Raw genomic sequence first — 17,243 nt, forward strand, 5'->3', positions numbered from 1 at the left:
TAAATTCGATACGTCAAAAATATGAGTATATTGGGAATTAAAGAAATAATTGAGATTTCGAAACCAAGAATTGTCGTTCTTCTTGTAATTACAGCTGTCACATCGATGTATGCAGCAAGTAAGCTAATCGGACCTGAATTGGACACTTGGGGATTAATCCATATCATTATTGCAGGTGGTTTAGCATCTGCTGGTTCAAGTGCATTGAATCACTACTATGATAGAGACATTGATCCATTAATGGAAAGAACAAGCACTCGACCAATTCCATCTGGCAGAATAAAACCAAACTCTGTTTTGATTTATGGTTTGACAGTAAGTGTAATTTCTGTTGTATATGGTGCTTTAGCTTTGAATTATGTCTCAGCATTTTTCATTGCACTTGGAATATTCTTCTATGTCATAATTTACACCGCATGGTTGAAGAGACTAAATTCTTCTAACATTGTAATTGGTGGTTTTGCTGGAAGTGCAGCTGCTATGGCTGGATGGTCTGCAGCAACAGGCTCTATGGACATACTGGGATTTCTAATCGGATTTCTTGTATTCGTTTGGACACCTTCTCACTTTTGGTGTCTGGCAATGAAAATGAAAGATGAATATTCTGCAGCCAAAGTTCCAATGCTTCCGGTTTTAATTGGAATGCAAAAAACATCAAAATACATTTTGATTAATACTTTGATTCTTCTCCCATACTCATTAATGCTTTATGCATTTGGAATGGGTCTTGTTTATACAGCAATTGCAGCTGCCTCTGGGGGCTTGATGCTTGTATATCATTACAAATTAACAAAAGAACCAACTTCTGACTTTGCATGGAAAGCATACAAAGTTACTGCACCATACTTGACAATAATTTTCTTGGCTGTTGCATTAGATGCAGCATTTCATTTTAGATTTTAAGAGTTAGGAAAACTGGCTTCATAGTCTTTTTCTTGTGTTTCTTTTATCTGTTCTTCGTATTCATCTTCTTCAACTTTTTCTGTAACTGCTTCAATTCTTCTATTTTCTTTTGTTACCCATGAAACGTTAATCAGTCCCATTATTTCTAAATCAAGTAAAACTTTGTTAAACTTACCTTCAGTCATAACTGTCTCTTCTTTTGTAAGTGCTTTTTGTAATTCTTTATCAGTCCAGTTTTCTTTCTGTTTGATTAAATCTAATAGGTGATTTCTTATTGGAATTGTCATATCAATCTAACCGTAAAACGTTTTGTCAGCCTCTCGTGGAATTATGTTTGATGCGCCTTCTTTAATCTTCTCATACCATGTTTCAACCTCTTTTGTTATTGATGGTCTAATTCTCTTTAATCCTGCAGCAAAGTCTTTACTTGTAATTTCTTTAGAATTGTTTTGCATTGCCTCAACCGCAGCTTCTCTACATAGAGATGCCAAGTCTGCACCTGAATAACTCTGTGTGGCAACTGAAATTTCGTTCAAATCTACATCTTTTGATATAGGCATACCGTCTGTTAGTATTTTGATAATTTCTAAACGTCCTTTTTCGTCTGGTGGATTTACAAAGACGTTCAAATCTAGTCTACCTGTTCTTAACATTGAACTATCAATCAAGTCTGGTCTGTTTGTAATTCCTATGATTACTACTCTTGATGTTGTTCCTTCCTCCATCTCTGTTAGCATTTGACTGAGTATGTTTTCTCCAATACCGCCTCCTTCTTCTCCATTTTTCATCTTTGCCAATGAATCTAATTCGTCAAAAATTATTACACATGGTGATGATGCTTTTGCTTTACGGAAAATCTCTCTAATGGCTTTTTCTGATTCACCGACCCATTTTGATAGTATTTCTGGCCCTCTTACGAGAATCATGTTTCCTCCACTTTCAGTAGCTAAGGCTCTAGCCAAAATTGTTTTCCCACATCCAGGTGGCCCGTATAACAATGCACCTTTTGGAGGTTTTATTCCCATTTTACTAAATTTCTCAGGGTCATTCATTGCAACTATCAAATTATCTTGAAGAATGTGTTTTGATTCTTCTAATCCTCCTACATCTTCCCAGAAAATTTTCGAGCGTTCAACATAGAACTCTCTCATTGCTGTAGGAATTACGCCATGCATAGCATCATAAAAGTCAATTAATTTTACTTCCATTGATTGTAGAACCTTTGTTGGAATTTTTTCTGTTTCTAAATCAATTTCTGGTAAATATCTTCGAATTGATCTTATTGCAGCTTCTCTACATAATGATTTCATATCTGCACCTGTGTATCCATGTAATTCTGCTGCAAGACTTTTCAAGTTAACGTCATCTGCAATAGGCATACCTCTTGTGTGAATTTGCATTACCTCTAATCTTCCATCTGCGTTTGGAACAGAAATTTCCATCTCTCTATCGAATCTTCCTGGTCTTCTTAACGCAGGGTCTACGCTATCTGGTCTATTTGTTGCACCAAGAACGACTACATTACCTCTATCTGTTAATCCATCCATTAATGCAAGTAATTGAGCAACAACTCTTTTCTCTACATCTCCATATGCTTCTTCTCTTTTTGGTGCAATTGCATCAATTTCATCAATGAAAATTATACTTGGAGAGTTTTCTTTTGCTTCTTTGAAAATATCTCTTAACTTTGCTTCAGTTTCACCATAATACTTGTTCATAATCTCTGGACCATTAATCGAAAACATTCTTGCATCTGACTCACTTGCTAAAACTTTTGCAAGTAATGTTTTTCCACATCCTGGTGGTCCGTATAACAATATTCCGCTATGCGGTTCAATTCCAAGTCTTACAAATAATTCTGGATGTCTTAATGGTAATTCAACAATCTCTCGCATTACCTTAATTTCTTCTTGTAATCCTCCAACTTGTTCGTATGTTATACGTGATTTTTTATCCTCAGATACTTCTGATAAAATTGTTAGATTTGTAGTACGTTCAATACGAACTATTCCTTTAGGTGAAATTTTTTCGATTTTAAAGTCCATAGCATTACCAAGAATCATCACTGAAATTTCATCAGATTGACTTAATGGCAATCCTTTCAATCTATTTTTCACAAAATCAGTAAATTCCTTGTCAACTGTTACTTGGTCTGCAATTGGTGTTAACGTAACTGATTTTGCCGGTTTTGCTGTTACTTTATTAATTTCAACTACGTCGCTAAGTGCAACTCCTAAATTTTTTCTTGTTTGACCATCAATTCGTATTGTATCTGGATATTTTTCATCCTCATCAGTTGGCCAAACTATTGCACACGTTGATCTTTTTGCATTAATTTGAATTACATCTCCTGGTGTGACTTGAAGATAATCCATTGCATCAGGACCGATTCGAGCTCTTTTTTTACCAATATCTCTTTGTTTTGCTTCTCCCACTCTCATTTGTAGTGGGTCGACATTTCGAGTCAACTAAACTCCTACTTCATGTCAACTGACATGCGGCTCATGTTCAGCACCTCGAACTCACTAACACCTTCTACAGATTTAACAGAACTTTCTAATGATTCCATTTTACCTTCTGCATCTTCTAATGTGAATTCTGCTTTGATAAATTCTAATCCAAAAGCTAATGGCTCTTTTGTATGTCTGAGCAATTCTATGTCGTCTTTTAGACTTGATTTTATTTCATCAACCAATTTTTCCAAATCTACTTCAGTTCCTGTAGGAAGTATTTTTACAATTAAAAGTAATTTAGCCATTTTCTATGGTCCCGAAAAGCCACATGATTCGCATTTATACGGTGCTGCGGCTTCTCTACAACTTCCACATCTCCAAATTAATTCATCTGGACATTCTGGACAGATGAATTTTACATTATTGTCGCCTGGCATGATGTGTCTATTACAACCATTGCATACCGGCAATGAAATCTTTGGAGAGTTTCCATCCAAATCTAACATACCCTTTGAAGACATAATCAAATCCACTCTGTTAGGAATTTATACCTTCCTTGAAATTTTACGCTTTATTTTGAACAAGTCTCTTGATTTCTCCTCCAATCAATGCTTGCATTGTATTGAAGGAACCTTTCATTCCTAGTAATCTGAGAATTGAACTTGTATGAAAATCAAAATCTTCTTTATTTGAAATATCTTCCTCAATTTCCGGAGTAATTGAATTAAACAGTTTATTCACTGTATCATTATCTAGTCTTGCAAGTATTTTTCTAGCCAAATTTTGTTTTTCAAACTCTTTACCAAATTTATCTCTCCATTGTTTTTCATAATTCATTAAAGATGAAGAATTTCCTGTTTTAATTGCTTCAGAAATCGCTCTACCTGCCAAAATTCCTGCCATTCCACATGAGAAAATACCTCCAGCAGTTGTAGGTTTTGCTTGTCCTGCTGCATCTCCCACTATCACTGTATCCTCTTCCACAAAATTTTTGATTGGACCTTTAATCCATATTGGCGCAAATATTTTTCTAATTGTTGAAAAGTTGCCTTTAGATTTTAGAAATTCATCAATTATCGCTAATGTGTTAATTCCTTTGCCTGAAACTCCTACTTTTCCTACTCCTTTGCCTGATGGAATTATCCATGCAAAAAATTCTGGATATTTTTCTTGATCAAAATATACCTCCACTTGACCTTCTTTAATCCAATCTGCATATACCTCGTATTGTGCAGTTAGTAGAATCCCATCTCTGTCTTTATTAGCTAATCTTGAAACTCCTCTACAATCTATAAAAAATTTACATTCTATATTTCCGTTTGATGTTCTTATTGTATTGTGAATTTTTTCTTGGAAACTAGTCTTCACAGAAATTTCTGCACCGTTATCTCTTGCCTGTCTTGCTGCTTGTTTATCTAACTCTCTTCTGTTAATTACTATAATTTTTTGTCTTTTTGAATTAATTGTAATTTCTTTTCCTTTAGGAGAAAAAATTTTTGCGCATTCTATTTTACTATCAAATGTTTTTGGTGAAGGGTCTATACCTAATTCTTTTAAGGCATTTTCGCTAACTAATCCTCCACAATGTTCAGGACTACCTACTTCAAAACCTTCTTCTAAAACTAAAACGGAATGACCATCTTTTGCAATTTCTCTTGCTGCTAAAAGTCCTGAAATACTTCCTCCAGCTACTACTGCATCATACATGTATGGTCTGTAATTTTATTTGGTATTTGAATTGTAACGTTTATCATCAACTTGTATAATTATTTCATATGGCTGATATCAAACAAGTAATTGCAGTTAGAACTGATCTTGGAATGGGCAAAGGAAAAATTGCCGCACAAGTAGGTCATGCATGCGTTATGGGTGCAGAACATGTAAGAAAATCACATCCTGAATGGTTTCAAACTTGGTGGACTGGACAAGAAAAAGTTGTTGTAAAAGTTTCTGGAATAAAGGAATTAGATGAAGTTAAAAGAGGTGCAATTGAGTTGGGGCTTCCGTGGTCTGAAATCACTGATGCGGGTCATACACAAATTGCACCTGGAACCACAACTTGCATATCTGTAGGACCTGCACCTGAAAATCTAATTGATAAAGTAACTGGAGATTTATCATTACTTTAAGAATCAGATATAACAAGCTCTAATTTTGAAAAATTGTGAAACAAAAAACAAAAGGATACCTTGCATTCGCATTTTTAGGCGGTATTCTATTAACATCAACAGTATTGTTTGCGCTCCCTCCGCCACCCCCAATTGATATGACTGATGATGATGTACAAATTACAAAAACTGGAACGCCTATGGATAATTTTCCTGATGAACAACGTGCAACTTTTTGTGGCGCTGGTGGTGATGCAAAATCCACATCTTTTGTGAAAGAATATCAAATTCCAACTTTGTGTACACAACCGCTTGCAATCAAGGTCGCACCAGATGGTAATGTATGGTTTGTAGAATCAAATGTTGGTCAAATTGCAAAATTTAATCCAATGTCTGAAATATTTACAGAATTTGAAAATGAATTGTGGCCTGATGGTGCACGTACAATGTCTTGGGGAATGGATTATTCCTCTGATGGTACAATGTGGTATACTGATGGAAGTTTTGATACAATTTGGCGTTTTGACACAATCAATGAAACGTATGATGCCATAGCATTTCCTCCTTCTGAAGTAGGTTCATTGCCTCAACAACTTGCTATACACGGTTCAAATATCATAGTAAATGACTTTACTGGAAGTAAAATCACTTTCTTTGATTTATCTCACAATATTGATGAGATAGAATATTCTAGTATTGTAGCACCAATTCCAAATTCCTTCACAGGTGACTTTGCTATTGATTCTGAAAATAATTTATGGTATACAAATTGGGTCCCAGATACAACTGGATTATTATTGAAATTTAACATTGAACAATACAAACAAGATTCCTATTTGGCAAGTACTGGAATGGACATTCCACTTGAAGGTTATTTTGATGTATATGACTTTCCAACTGATCTTACTACTGCAAATGGATTATCTGTCGATGAAAATGATAATGTTTGGATAGTAGACACTTCAAGTAGCTTCTTTTTCAAATTTGATCCTGAAGAAGAAACATTTACAAAATTCATCACATCAACACCTCAAAAATCAGCTTATGGAAACTCCACTGGAATAATAAAATCTCCAATTTCTAGACCATACTGGTCTGAAACAGACATGAATGGAAATCTAATCTTTAATGAACAAACCTCTAATCAACTTGCAGTTTTTGATATTGATAATGAACGCCTTGTAGAGTATATGGTTCCATCAAAAAATCCAAACTGGGCTGATTGTGAAGACAAGTCTAATTCCAATTGTGGTGTTGCACAAATCTTTGGTTTTGATGCAATAGGTGATAAAATTTGGTTCACAGAGTGGGCAGAAAACAAAATTGGTGTTGTTGATACTGGAAAACCTCTTCCATTTACCGTGTCTACTGATACTGAGTCAATAACTCTCAAGAAAGGTGAACCTCAAACAATCTCTCTGAATATCAATAATTTATCAAATACTGATAAAATTAATTTCAATTTTGCTCATACTGCATCTGCTGTAACAAAATCTTCAGATCTTCTGGTATCACATGATTTCACAAGTTCTGATGAAATTATTGTATCTGTCACTGCAAGCGAAATTGCAATATCTGGAGATTACAAATTACTTCTAGGTGTTTATAATTCTGAGATAAACGTCTCAAAATACATAGATGTAGTCATTGAACCGTGATTCCACAAATTGACAAAGAGATAGGAATCTCTGTTTACACCACAAAATCTCCTTCTATCTCAGGTAAAATCAAACAAAATGAAAATGATTTTTTGGTACGAGAAATTTTATCTGAAAAGACCATTGATTCATTTAACAATCCAGACGGTCATGGGGTTTACTTACTAAAAAAATCTGGAATTGATACGAATCATGCATTGATTGATATTGAAAAACGATATGGATTGGTCTTAAAATCACTTGGTTTGAAAGATGCCAATGCAAAAACAGAACAGTATGTCTTTACTTACAAAAAAATTAATTCCTTGCCGGAATATACTGGAAAAAAATATTCTGCACAAAGACTTGGATTTGTAAAAAAACCAATATCAAAAAAAGACATGTTGGGAAATTATTTTGAAATTAAAGTCTCGGAACTAAGTAATGCTTTACCCTCATTCACTGGTGGTGAAAAAATCCTTAACTTTTTTGGATATCAAAGATTTGGCTCAAAACGACCAATAACGCATCTAGTTGGAAAATCAATCATTAAAGGTGATTATGAAGAAGCACTAGAATATTTACTAAACTTTTCATCAAAATATGATTCAGAAAAAAATAATGAAATGCGGAAATTAATATCTGAACGAAAATCTGAAACTGAAGTAATAGAATTATTGCCATATTCCATGGATATTGAAAGAAATCTTCTACAACAACTCTCGAAGGATGATGATCCTAAAAATGCAATACGTTCAATTCCATTACAATTAAGAAGATTTTACATTCAAGCGTATCAGTCATTCCTATTCAATAAAACCTTGAGCCTTGCAAATGAATTTGAAGAAAATCTATTTGAACCTGAAATTGATGATGTTTGTTTTGATAAAAACTCTGTACTGGGTAAATTTGAAAATATTCCTGAACAAAAACTTGCAGTTCCATTAGTAGGTCATTCATATTATAAAAAATCTCGATTTGATTATTATATTAAAAAAATTCTTGAAGAAGAATTACTTACACCAAAAGATTTCTTCATTAAAGATTTTCAAGAATTGTCTGTTGAAGGAGGATTTCGTAATGCATCAATTAATTATGTTGACTTTGCTATAGACAAAGACTTAGTAAAATTTCAATTATCTCGTGGTTCATACGCAACTATAGTTCTAAGAGAAATCCTAAAACCTGCAAATCCTCTTGACTGTGGTTTTTAAAATTTTGAAAGCTTTTTTTATTGTTTAATGGGATTATGTGTATGGAGAAAGCAACCTTTGCCGCTGGATGTTTTTGGCATGTTGAAGAAGTATTTTCTAAAACCGATGGTGTAAAATCGACTGCAGTAGGTTATACTGGCGGTCATACAGATAATCCTACATACGAAGATGTTTGTACTGACCGAACAGGCCATGCCGAAGCCATACAAGTTGAGTATGATCCAAATGAAATCTCATATTCTGATCTAGTAAAGGTGTTCTTTGCAAATCACAATCCAACTACTGCTAATAAACAGGGTCCTGACGTTGGCATTCAATACCGTTCAGCAATTTTCTGTCATAATGAGGAACAAGAAAAAACTGCAAAAGAAGTTAAAGAGGAATTAAATCCATCTGCTCATAAAACATTTGGAAATGACATTGTTACTGAAATAAAACCTGCTTCAAAATTTTACCGTGCAGAAGAATATCATCAAAAATATTTTGAAAAAAATTACTAAGTTAACTTTTTCTTTTCTACAAAATAACCAATTAATATCAAAATTACTCCTATCATACTGATAATTATTCCATTATCAATCCAATCTTGATTTTGATACATAAATGATGTTTCTGGTCCAACCATTCCTTGTCCCTGAAAATTGAATATTATTCCAAATATTACAAGAATTACTCCCGGAATTATGATTGATAATGATCTCATAATGTAAAGTCATTTTAGTTAAAATAAAAATGCGATGTTCTTTAGAAATTATCATTTGTTAGGAACAAATTGAAAAGAATTGATTCATTGGGTAAATCAATTTTTACTCGGTTTTTTAATCCAAATTTCAAAAGAATTTTCTGTGTATAGTTGGAATAGTTCTGATGAGAATGTACCAAAAATATTCAAATATTCAAATTTGATTGTTTTTGGAGCTGCTGCTGGAATTGCATTACTTACTGCATTTTTACTCAATACCTATTATGGTGAATTGTTTCTTGAACATCCATATCTTATGAATATTTTATTTGCACCTGCATTTGGAATCGGATTCTTATATGGTTTAAAAATTTCTGAAAGGGCGTTACAACCATCTGAAACTAGAAGTGCATTTAAAAGAAAAATTATGAAATTATTTCTTTTCTTTTTAGTTATAGGTGGATTGTTTAGTTCTGTAAATTTTGCATTACATGGAGGTGCAATGATTCCAGATTCATCTTTGGTTGATGATGGAATAGTTCCTTGGGCTACTGACATGATTACTGCAAATGGGGGTGCAACATTTTTGATTGTATCAAGTATTACAATTATGGCTGCAGCTACACGAAGAATTGTTGGGTTAAATGGTGGAATGCTTGGAAAAATTATTACATTTGCTGGAACCTTTGTCTTCTTTTCAATGATAAGTATGAGTTTAACCCAGAGTGACCCTACCAATTCACAAATCTATCTATACACATGTTACCATGCTGGAATTATTGGTGGTGCAATGTATCAAATGAATCGTTTTACTTCTAATCTTAACACTTGGGAAGATTACATGAATGGACAGTAATTATTCAACTACGACGGTTCCAACCATCCATGGATGAACAAGACAATAATAAACAAATTCTCCTGTCTCTGAAAATTCATATTCATATGTGGCTCCACCCATAATCATTCCTGAATCAAAAACTCCATCTGGACCGCCATCTGGAGTTCCACTTGTTGCAAGATGTGCAGCAGCGTCATTATTTTCCCAAATAACAGTAGTGCCAGCTGGTATGTTTAGTGTTGCAGGAATGTAACATTCATCTGTTTCTTCACATCCTGGTGCACCTGAACCTTCTGGAATTGAAACAATTTCTGCAGAAACTTGTGATACTTCAGCAACAGGTTCTTCCATCGCCATTGTTGATTCTTCTGTATCATCTAATGTCATTCTAGGAATTTCGTATAGTGTGTTTCCAGGTTGTATAAACATGTCACATCCTTCTTGCATGTAATTTCCTGCTTTACACATTTCAAAAAATGCAGTTTTGTCTCTTTGCATATCGTCTGCAAATAGTACGTCTGGTCCGATCCAAACTTGAACTACTCCTATTGCAGCTAATGATGCAGCAACAAGTACCATTGACCAACCTACTTTTCTATAGTTATGAGGATTCTGCATTTCTGACATTTACTTTGAGGCAAAATTAGGCAAATTTAAAACTTGAGCCTTCATAATTTTGATAGTGACAATACAAATACTCCATTATGAATTTCTTGGCCCTATCAAGCTCTCTGAATGGGGACCTCCTATGGAAAAAGTGGTTTACATAATATTCAATCAGAACAAATCTGGTTATGTTCCACTATATGTTGATGAATCTGAAAAAACTGATCAGAATGACTTTTTCACGCAAAATGATAATTTCAAATGTTGGATCCAGCATGCGGGCAACGAAGCGAATCTTTCTCTTGCAATTTTACCTCTATGGGAATCTGACGAACCAGAAAGAAAACGAATTGTAGACAAAATCATATCAAAATATCGTCCACTATGCCAAGTTGAATGATTATTTTGAATTTATTTTATCTTTAACATCAAATAACTGCATTGTGAGAAGATCGATTGCTTTCTTTAGATGATCAAATTCATTAATTGAATGAATCTGCCCTTCTGTTAATTTTCTTAAAATTTTGACATTAGCTTTTGCTTCTTCATCTTTAGCGGTAACCTCTAAAGCATTAATTTTTGCCAAGATATTTTCCAAATCTTTTATCATTTCTTCTTTTGGAGCATGTTTATCCATGTTTTTGAAATTCTTTTTTCCTATATATGACTAGAGTTGTTCATCATCAATCTCTTCAAAAGCGTCTAAAAATTGGTTACAGGTACAATCTGGGATTTGGCATGCTCCCCTTCTCAACATGGACTCTGATGATGTAGTTGATTTATGAATTTCATCTGTATGATGACAACGCCTACAAATCATATTTGTAACAAAATTCTTAGTAATTTAAGGAATTAGAACAGCACGTGCTTCAATATCTGAATTTTTTAATCTCTCAAGTACTTCGTTTGCCTGTTCTAAAGGAAATGATTCAGTAACAACTTTAAAATTATTTTTTTGCGCAATCTCGATTACTTTTTCCATATCTTTCATGGAACCAATTAGTGTACCTCTTACTGTCTTTTCCTCAAATGCTAAGAAATTTGGAATTTTACCAACTGTGGCAATTATTACGGTTCCTCCTTTTTTCACTGATTTTATTGCTGTATCTGTTACCATGTCTGATGGTGCAAAGACAACAGCTGCATCAAAGTAACCATAATCATCTTTAACTTTAGTCAAAAATTCTTCTTGAGACTCTGTAAATTGGAATGTTTTTTCTGCACCCAATTTCTCTGCAACATTAAGATGCTCTTTCTTTCTTGATATGCCTGTTACTTCACATCCTTCTACTTTAGCAAATTGTATTGCCATATGTCCTACTCCTCCAATTCCATAAATCGCAATTTTTTTATTTTTTTCTGGTTCTGCAGCTTTTATTGCCTTGTATGCAGTTATTCCAGGACAAAATAATGGAGCTGCATATTCCGATGACATACTATCTGGAACTTTTGTCAAAAAATTTTCTGATGCATTAATAAATTCAGTATATCCTCCGCGTAATGTTTCGCCTGTTATTTCACTATTTTCACAAAGGTATTCTTTTCCTTCATCACAGTATGTACAATTCATACATGATTTCAAAAGTGGTGTAATACCAACTCTGTCACCAATCTTAAACTTTGTAACTTTTTCTCCAATTTCAATAATTTTTCCGACTACTTCATGTCCAGGTACTGTTGGAAATGATGGAGGAATTCCTATCTCTTGCCAATCTCCTTCTATTCCATGTAGCTGAGAATGACATACCCCGCATGCTTCGATTTTGATTAAAACTTCATCGGGATTGTCTATTGAATGTCTTTCAATATCTGTTAGTTTTAGTGGTTTTTCCTCAATCTTTTTACATTCTGAAAGAACCATGGCACGCATAACTTCTGTCATATTTGAGCATAATACCACACACATTTATTTTTAGTAGAGTGATCTAGAAACAAGTATGGCTGAAATTCTAAAAAAAGATGATTTCAAACGTGTAGAATTATTAAATCTAGTAACCAAAAAGGGTGGAATGAGAAACCTAAGTCTTGAGCAACTCATATTGTTAGATGAGTTGTTAAAAAAGAAAGATTACAGTAATGAAGAAAAAGCAGAAAAATCAAAAAAGAAACTTCTAAAACAAATCAATATAGAAATTTACAAACGTAATGATACTGCAATCTGGAAAATCTAGATTACATACAAATAATCAAACTCTGAAGTAACATCATGCCAAATAATCTATCTCAAGAAACTAGTCCTTATCTTTTACAACATAAGGATAATCCAGTTGAATGGTTTGCTTGGAATGATGAGTCATTAAAAAAGGCAAAAGATGAAAACAAACCTATTTTCTTATCTGTAGGATACAGCTCTTGCCATTGGTGTCATGTAATGGCTCATGAATCCTTTGAAAATGACGATGTGGCAAAAATCATGAATGAAAATTTTGTTAACATAAAAGTTGACAGAGAGGAAAGACCAGACTTAGATGACATTTACCAAAAAATCTGTCAAATGTCAACCGGTCAAGGTGGATGGCCACTTAGCGTATTCTTAACACCTGATCAAAAACCATTTTACGTTGGGACATATTTTCCAGTTCTTGATTCCTATGGACGACCTGGTTTTGGTAGTTTGTGTAGACAGTTAGCACAAGCATGGAAGGAAAAACCAAAAGATGTTGGTACTTCTGCAGAACAATTTATGGCAAATCTTACGAAATTAGAAAGAGTTTCTGATGGTGGAGACATTGAAAAATCTATTTTAGATGAGGCAGCTGTTAATCTTTTGCAAGTTGCTGATACTAACTATGGTGGGTTTGGTCAAGCACCTAAATTTCCAAATGCTGCCAATCTTTCTTTCATGTTTAGATATTCAAAACTTTCAGGAATCACAAAATTTCAAGAATTTGCATTATTAACATTAAAAAAAATGGCTAAAGGTGGAATCTTTGATCAAATTGGTGGTGGATTTCATAGATATTCCACTGACGCAAGATGGCTTGTACCACATTTTGAAAAAATGTTGTATGACAATGCATTATTGCCTCCTGTATATGCAGAAGCTTATCAGATAACAAAAGATCCTTTTTACCTAGATGTCGTCACAAAAACTCTTGATTATGTACTGCGTGAAATGACCTCGACTTTGGGCTTATTTTATTCTGCACAAGATGCCGATACAAATGGGGAAGAAGGACAAACATTTGTTTGGAAAAAGCGTGAAATTGAAAACATTTTGGGAAGTGATTCCGACATATTTTGTATTTTTTATGATGTAACCGACGGTGGTAACTTTGAAGGAAATACCATTCTTGCTAATAACATAAACATCTCATCGCTTTCGTTCAAGTTCAATAAAACTGAAGATGAAATCACTGAAATTCTAAATCGTTCATCAAAAAAATTACTCGATGTTAGAAGTAAAAGAGATCAACCTGGAACTGATGATAAGGTTATCACATCATGGAATTCCATGATGATCTCCGCATTTGCAAAAGGTTATAGAATTTCAGGCAATGAGAAATATCTCAATGCTTCTGTAAATGCTGCCAAATATTTTTCAGAACAGTTCTCTAAACATGGTTTCATACACAGAACATTCAAAAATGACACTCCAAAACTTAATGGCTATCTAGATGATTACTCCTATCTTGTAAATTCCTTAATTGATGTTTTTGAAATAACTGCTGATTCATATTTTCTTGATATGGCTCAAAAAATTGCACATTATATGATAGAACATTTCTGGAATGAAAATGAAAAATCATTTTATTTCACTGCTGATACGCATGAATCCTTGATAGTTCGTCCAAAGAATTACTATGATTTGTCCGTACCTTCTGGAAATTCGGTTGCAGCAAATGCATTACTAAAACTACATCATCTTGTGAATGATGAAACCTTTCTTCAAATATCAAAACAAATTTTGGAACTAAATGGTACTTCTGCTGCAGAAAATCCATTTGCGTTTGGATATCTACTTAATGTCATGAATCTATACCTAAACCATCCTACAGAAATTACAATAATTAATTCTGAGAATTCAGAAATTGTAAACTCTCTTTATAAAAAATTCATACCTGAAGGAATTATAATTGAAATTAAGGATGAAGAGAATTTAAAATCATTATCTAAATATCCATTTTTTGAAGGAAAAGAATTTTCAGATAAAACAAGTGTTACTGTTTGTAAAAATTTCACTTGTTCTTTACCCTTATCTGAGTTATCTAAAATCGAAGAAAATCTCTAAATTTTTTGCAAATCTACTCTTAAAACTTGCCCAACTTGTGGTCTTCCCAGTTTTTCATATCTAATTTTTGGCATTGTAATTGAAATATTTGTTTGCGCATAACTTTTCATTTTAATAGTTGGTTGTGCTTGAAGCATTGCTTCAAGTAATGGCATAACTTGTTCTTTTGTATCTTGATCGAGTTTTTTTGAAACATTTTCCATAATCAATTGTTTTTGTGATACTGGCTCTGTTTGAACATCTTCTACAAGTGACATTTGTATTGCTTGACCGTTATCTACAATTTGTTGAATTTTGTATCCGATTACTTCTGACATGACAACTCTCCTTAACGTTTGGATTTATTCTTACCTATAGCTTATTCTCATCTAATGCTTTGGTGATTTTATCAATATTATCTCTCATGAGTTCATGAAATTCTTGAATGTCGTCTAGTTTAACCTCTAATTGTTGATTTGAATATGCCTGTAGGAATGCAGAATATACTGTACCTATTATCACGCCAAAGGCTATTTCTCTTTTAGAGTTTGAAAATTCATTGTATTCCTTTGCAAACTGATTATAGGAATCGGCCTGATCAATATAATATTGCAATAAATCCTCTAAAAATTTTTTATTTTCATCTGAAATTGCCATTTAGTTTTCTTTCTTGTATATGCGTATAAGAATTATTGTCGAACTAGAATTTTTGAACATTTGTCTAATGCATTTGTAATCTTTTCAGGATTTCTTGAAAAAATGACGTATGATGATACTGAAATTATCAACAATGCTCCTGAACCTAATGGAAATTCTGGAACAGCTGCATATTCATCTGATTCTGCAATTATACTATAATCAACAACATCTATTGATTGATTCTTTTCATAAATTGGGACTACAAAGTGACTTTCTTCACCGGCTCTCAAAAAATCTGGCTGTGTTTGAACTTTTGAAACAGTTAACACTTTTCCATCTCTATCGTACAATGTTGCAACGATATTTATCATATTGGCAGTAATTTCACCATTATTTTCAATGGTTCCAGAAATAATCAAATTATTTAATTGGTCTCTTTTCATATCTGATGAAACAATTTCAATTACTTGATTTTTTGGTGCTGCCAGTTTGTACTCAAAACCTAACTCGTAATTCAAATTCTCTTGAAGATTTTTTTCATTTGTAATTATATCAAAACTACCTTTCATTCCCGGCATTAAAATATTGGACATGATCTTTCCATCTATCTTATCTACAACTTTTCCGTTTTCATCAGTGAGTGTAGCTATGATCTTTATTTTATTTACTGGAGATTTTGATTCATTTTTTATCTCGCCTACAATATGCATAATTCCGTCATTGCCAATGTAGGTTTGATCATTCTCTACAATCATTTCTCCAAAAGCTGGTTGCATCAAAAGTAATAATGGAATCAAAAATATCAATTTTTTCATAAAAGTACTATTGCCCTAAAGTCTTAAAGATTTACTGCTGAATACCTGCTTTTGCATCATTAAATGATTTTAACCCTGCTTGTTCTGCTTCAAATGATAACTGGGTTAATTCTTGGGATCTGATTAATTCTGACTCATCCCCATTTTTTATCCATCCTAATCGATGTTCATGTGACTCAATTTGATATTCTAAAGACAGTCTTAGTAGTTTTACAGATTTTATGAACGCATCTGGTGGGTGTAACTCATCATATTTGTCTAATAATCCATTGAATGTTTCAAGATGTTTTTCTCCAATTCGTATCATCTCGTCATCTGAGATTGTTTTTTCATTCCATTTTGCAATACTTGAAATAAATTTTCCTTGTTCATCTTGAATCTCTTCTTGCAGTGTTTGAATCTCGTTTCCAAAGGCAAATCCACGAATTTTTGCCTGATCTGCTGAGTAGAAATAGAATACAATTACTCCTATTATGATTGCGCCAATTATTGCTATAGGAAATTTATTTTTGGATTTCTTTGCTTTTCGTTTTTTCAATTCTTAGTCGATATATTTTCCAGTTTCATCTGATTTTAATTCTATGTTGAGCTCTGTTCCGCTGATAAATGATTCGCCTCTTACCGTTCGAATTCTTGCAACAACTAATTCATGTGGCCATATTTCGACAACAACTTGACCTACCTCTGGATTATCTGGTGCGTCAACTATTTTGATATCCTCTTTTTTTACTCCATAATCTCCTAGTTTTTTAATACTATGCTCGATTAATGGTTCTGGGTCATTGTGACTTAATGCCCATACGGTTCCAGAATATTCAATTTGCTGCAACACACTTTCACTTTTTTTTTCGTATAAGTGTCATTCGCCTTTAATGACATTTAATGTCATTGTACTTACGACTCTTGATAATTGTCTAACCTTCATTGAAACTGTCTTTTCAAATTCTTCCTGTGTTTTGGCATGAATTTCTGCAATTATGTCATATGCACCAAATGTAACATATGCATTTTTTATTTCATCTACTTGTTGTAATTCTTCTAAAATGTATTCTTCTGCGCCCAAATCGCAATTTAATAAAACAAATCCTCTATGCATTTTTTCTTACACTATTCTAACTAATCCTTGTCTTTAAGTGTT

General features: G+C 33.3%; 25 protein-coding genes. 9 read left to right on the forward strand and 16 right to left on the reverse strand.

What is annotated here, in order from left to right:
* Positions 1-30: 30 nt before the first annotated feature.
* Entirely contained in the window at positions 31-903 is an 873-nt protein-coding gene (locus T478_RS02480) for a heme o synthase (RefSeq protein WP_048104913.1), read from the forward strand.
* On the opposite strand, the gene T478_RS02485 is transcribed toward T478_RS02480, so the two are convergent.
* Genes T478_RS02485 through T478_RS02505 form a run of 5 tightly spaced genes read right to left on the reverse strand, consistent with a single transcriptional unit; the run spans position 900 to position 5,063 of the window.
* A complete protein-coding gene (locus T478_RS02485) occupies positions 900-1,190 on the reverse strand; it encodes a hypothetical protein (RefSeq protein WP_048104915.1) in 291 nt (96 codons plus the stop codon). The genes T478_RS02480 and T478_RS02485 overlap by 4 nt on opposite strands.
* Before the next feature lie 6 nt (positions 1,191-1,196).
* Entirely contained in the window at positions 1,197-3,344 is a 2,148-nt protein-coding gene (locus T478_RS02490; protein ID WP_425320016.1) for a CDC48 family AAA ATPase, read from the reverse strand.
* A 35-nt stretch (positions 3,345-3,379) separates the two neighbouring features.
* Entirely contained in the window at positions 3,380-3,661 is a 282-nt protein-coding gene (locus T478_RS02495) for an elongation factor 1-beta (RefSeq protein ID WP_048104918.1), read from the reverse strand.
* Positions 3,662-3,664: 3 nt separating this feature from the next.
* Positions 3,665-3,877 (reverse strand): zinc finger domain-containing protein, encoded by a 213-nt coding sequence (locus T478_RS02500; protein WP_238573634.1) that lies wholly within the window; start codon positions 3,875-3,877, stop codon positions 3,665-3,667.
* A gap of 43 nt (positions 3,878-3,920) precedes the next feature.
* The gene (locus T478_RS02505; RefSeq protein ID WP_048104920.1) at positions 3,921-5,063 is read right to left on the reverse strand and encodes an NAD(P)/FAD-dependent oxidoreductase; all 1,143 of its coding nucleotides are present in this window, start codon (positions 5,061-5,063) and stop codon (positions 3,921-3,923) included.
* A gap of 68 nt (positions 5,064-5,131) precedes the next feature.
* Here T478_RS02505 and pth2 point away from each other — a divergent pair, with 68 nt between their 5' ends.
* From pth2 to msrA, 4 genes are read left to right on the forward strand one after another with little or no spacing between them, the layout of a single operon-like run.
* The gene (pth2, locus tag T478_RS02510; protein WP_048104923.1) at positions 5,132-5,485 is read left to right on the forward strand and encodes a peptidyl-tRNA hydrolase Pth2; all 354 of its coding nucleotides are present in this window, start codon (positions 5,132-5,134) and stop codon (positions 5,483-5,485) included.
* Between the two features lie 35 nt (positions 5,486-5,520).
* Positions 5,521-7,122 carry a Vgb family protein gene (locus T478_RS02515; protein WP_048104924.1) on the forward strand — a complete coding sequence of 534 codons (1,602 nt, stop codon included), beginning with the start codon at positions 5,521-5,523 and terminating at the stop codon, positions 7,120-7,122.
* Positions 7,119-8,315, forward strand: coding sequence for a tRNA pseudouridine(13) synthase TruD (truD, locus tag T478_RS02520; RefSeq protein WP_048104927.1), 1,197 nt, complete (start codon positions 7,119-7,121; stop codon positions 8,313-8,315). The genes T478_RS02515 and truD overlap by 4 nt, the downstream gene beginning before the upstream one ends.
* A 41-nt stretch (positions 8,316-8,356) precedes the next feature.
* Positions 8,357-8,815, forward strand: a complete 459-nt coding sequence (gene msrA, locus T478_RS02525) for a peptide-methionine (S)-S-oxide reductase MsrA (RefSeq protein ID WP_048104930.1) — start codon at positions 8,357-8,359, stop codon at positions 8,813-8,815.
* Here the strand turns inward: msrA and T478_RS02530 are convergent.
* Positions 8,812-9,018: a hypothetical protein gene (locus T478_RS02530; protein ID WP_048104932.1), complete on the reverse strand. Its 207-nt coding sequence runs from the start codon at positions 9,016-9,018 to the stop codon at positions 8,812-8,814. The two genes, msrA and T478_RS02530, sit on opposite strands and share 4 nt — an antisense overlap.
* Before the next feature lie 79 nt (positions 9,019-9,097).
* Between T478_RS02530 and T478_RS02535 the strand changes: the two genes are divergently transcribed.
* A complete protein-coding gene (locus T478_RS02535; protein WP_238573636.1) occupies positions 9,098-9,853 on the forward strand; it encodes a hypothetical protein in 756 nt (251 codons plus the stop codon).
* Here T478_RS02535 and T478_RS07335 read toward each other — a convergent pair whose 3' ends face one another.
* Complete coding sequence (locus tag T478_RS07335; protein ID WP_052433845.1) at positions 9,854-10,462, reverse strand: cupredoxin domain-containing protein; 609 nt, start codon at positions 10,460-10,462, stop codon at positions 9,854-9,856.
* A gap of 55 nt (positions 10,463-10,517) precedes the next feature.
* On the opposite strand from T478_RS07335, the gene T478_RS02545 reads away from it, so the two are divergent.
* Positions 10,518-10,841 (forward strand): hypothetical protein, encoded by a 324-nt coding sequence (locus T478_RS02545; RefSeq protein ID WP_052433846.1) that lies wholly within the window; start codon positions 10,518-10,520, stop codon positions 10,839-10,841.
* Here T478_RS02545 and T478_RS02550 read toward each other — a convergent pair whose 3' ends face one another.
* Genes T478_RS02550 through T478_RS02555 form a run of 3 tightly spaced genes read right to left on the reverse strand, consistent with a single transcriptional unit; the run spans position 10,842 to position 12,323 of the window.
* Positions 10,842-11,078 carry a hypothetical protein gene (locus T478_RS02550; protein ID WP_048104934.1) on the reverse strand — a complete coding sequence of 79 codons (237 nt, stop codon included), beginning with the start codon at positions 11,076-11,078 and terminating at the stop codon, positions 10,842-10,844.
* A gap of 30 nt (positions 11,079-11,108) precedes the next feature.
* The gene (locus tag T478_RS07710) at positions 11,109-11,261 is read right to left on the reverse strand and encodes a hypothetical protein (RefSeq protein WP_177313234.1); all 153 of its coding nucleotides are present in this window, start codon (positions 11,259-11,261) and stop codon (positions 11,109-11,111) included.
* 24 nt (positions 11,262-11,285) lie between these two features.
* Complete coding sequence (locus tag T478_RS02555; RefSeq protein ID WP_048104936.1) at positions 11,286-12,323, reverse strand: alcohol dehydrogenase catalytic domain-containing protein; 1,038 nt, start codon at positions 12,321-12,323, stop codon at positions 11,286-11,288.
* Positions 12,324-12,378: 55 nt separating this feature from the next.
* Between T478_RS02555 and T478_RS02560 the strand changes: the two genes are divergently transcribed.
* Together T478_RS02560 and T478_RS02565 are read left to right on the forward strand one after the other, a co-directional pair.
* A complete protein-coding gene (locus tag T478_RS02560) occupies positions 12,379-12,612 on the forward strand; it encodes a hypothetical protein (protein ID WP_048104938.1) in 234 nt (77 codons plus the stop codon).
* A 32-nt stretch (positions 12,613-12,644) separates the two neighbouring features.
* Entirely contained in the window at positions 12,645-14,672 is a 2,028-nt protein-coding gene (locus T478_RS02565) for a thioredoxin domain-containing protein (RefSeq protein ID WP_048104941.1), read from the forward strand.
* On the opposite strand, the gene T478_RS02570 is transcribed toward T478_RS02565, so the two are convergent.
* Genes T478_RS02570 through T478_RS02595 form a run of 6 tightly spaced genes read right to left on the reverse strand, consistent with a single transcriptional unit; the run spans position 14,669 to position 17,201 of the window.
* Positions 14,669-14,989, reverse strand: coding sequence for a hypothetical protein (locus T478_RS02570; RefSeq protein WP_048104945.1), 321 nt, complete (start codon positions 14,987-14,989; stop codon positions 14,669-14,671). The genes T478_RS02565 and T478_RS02570 overlap by 4 nt on opposite strands.
* 34 nt (positions 14,990-15,023) lie before the next feature.
* The gene (locus T478_RS02575) at positions 15,024-15,308 is read right to left on the reverse strand and encodes a hypothetical protein (protein WP_048104947.1); all 285 of its coding nucleotides are present in this window, start codon (positions 15,306-15,308) and stop codon (positions 15,024-15,026) included.
* 32 nt (positions 15,309-15,340) lie between these two features.
* On the reverse strand, positions 15,341-16,105 hold the full coding sequence (locus T478_RS02580; protein WP_048104951.1) for a DUF3426 domain-containing protein: 765 nt from the start codon (positions 16,103-16,105) through the stop codon (positions 15,341-15,343).
* Positions 16,106-16,136: 31 nt separating this feature from the next.
* On the reverse strand, positions 16,137-16,643 hold the full coding sequence (locus T478_RS02585; RefSeq protein ID WP_048104952.1) for a hypothetical protein: 507 nt from the start codon (positions 16,641-16,643) through the stop codon (positions 16,137-16,139).
* Between the two features lie 3 nt (positions 16,644-16,646).
* Positions 16,647-16,937 carry a hypothetical protein gene (locus tag T478_RS02590; protein ID WP_238573640.1) on the reverse strand — a complete coding sequence of 97 codons (291 nt, stop codon included), beginning with the start codon at positions 16,935-16,937 and terminating at the stop codon, positions 16,647-16,649.
* A 27-nt stretch (positions 16,938-16,964) separates the two neighbouring features.
* Positions 16,965-17,201 (reverse strand): Lrp/AsnC ligand binding domain-containing protein, encoded by a 237-nt coding sequence (locus tag T478_RS02595; RefSeq protein ID WP_048104955.1) that lies wholly within the window; start codon positions 17,199-17,201, stop codon positions 16,965-16,967.
* Between the last annotated feature and the right edge of the window lie 42 nt (positions 17,202-17,243).

Source organism: Candidatus Nitrosopelagicus brevis (assembly GCF_000812185.1).
Taxonomy (GTDB): Archaea; Thermoproteota; Nitrososphaeria; order Nitrososphaerales; family Nitrosopumilaceae; genus Nitrosopelagicus; species Nitrosopelagicus brevis.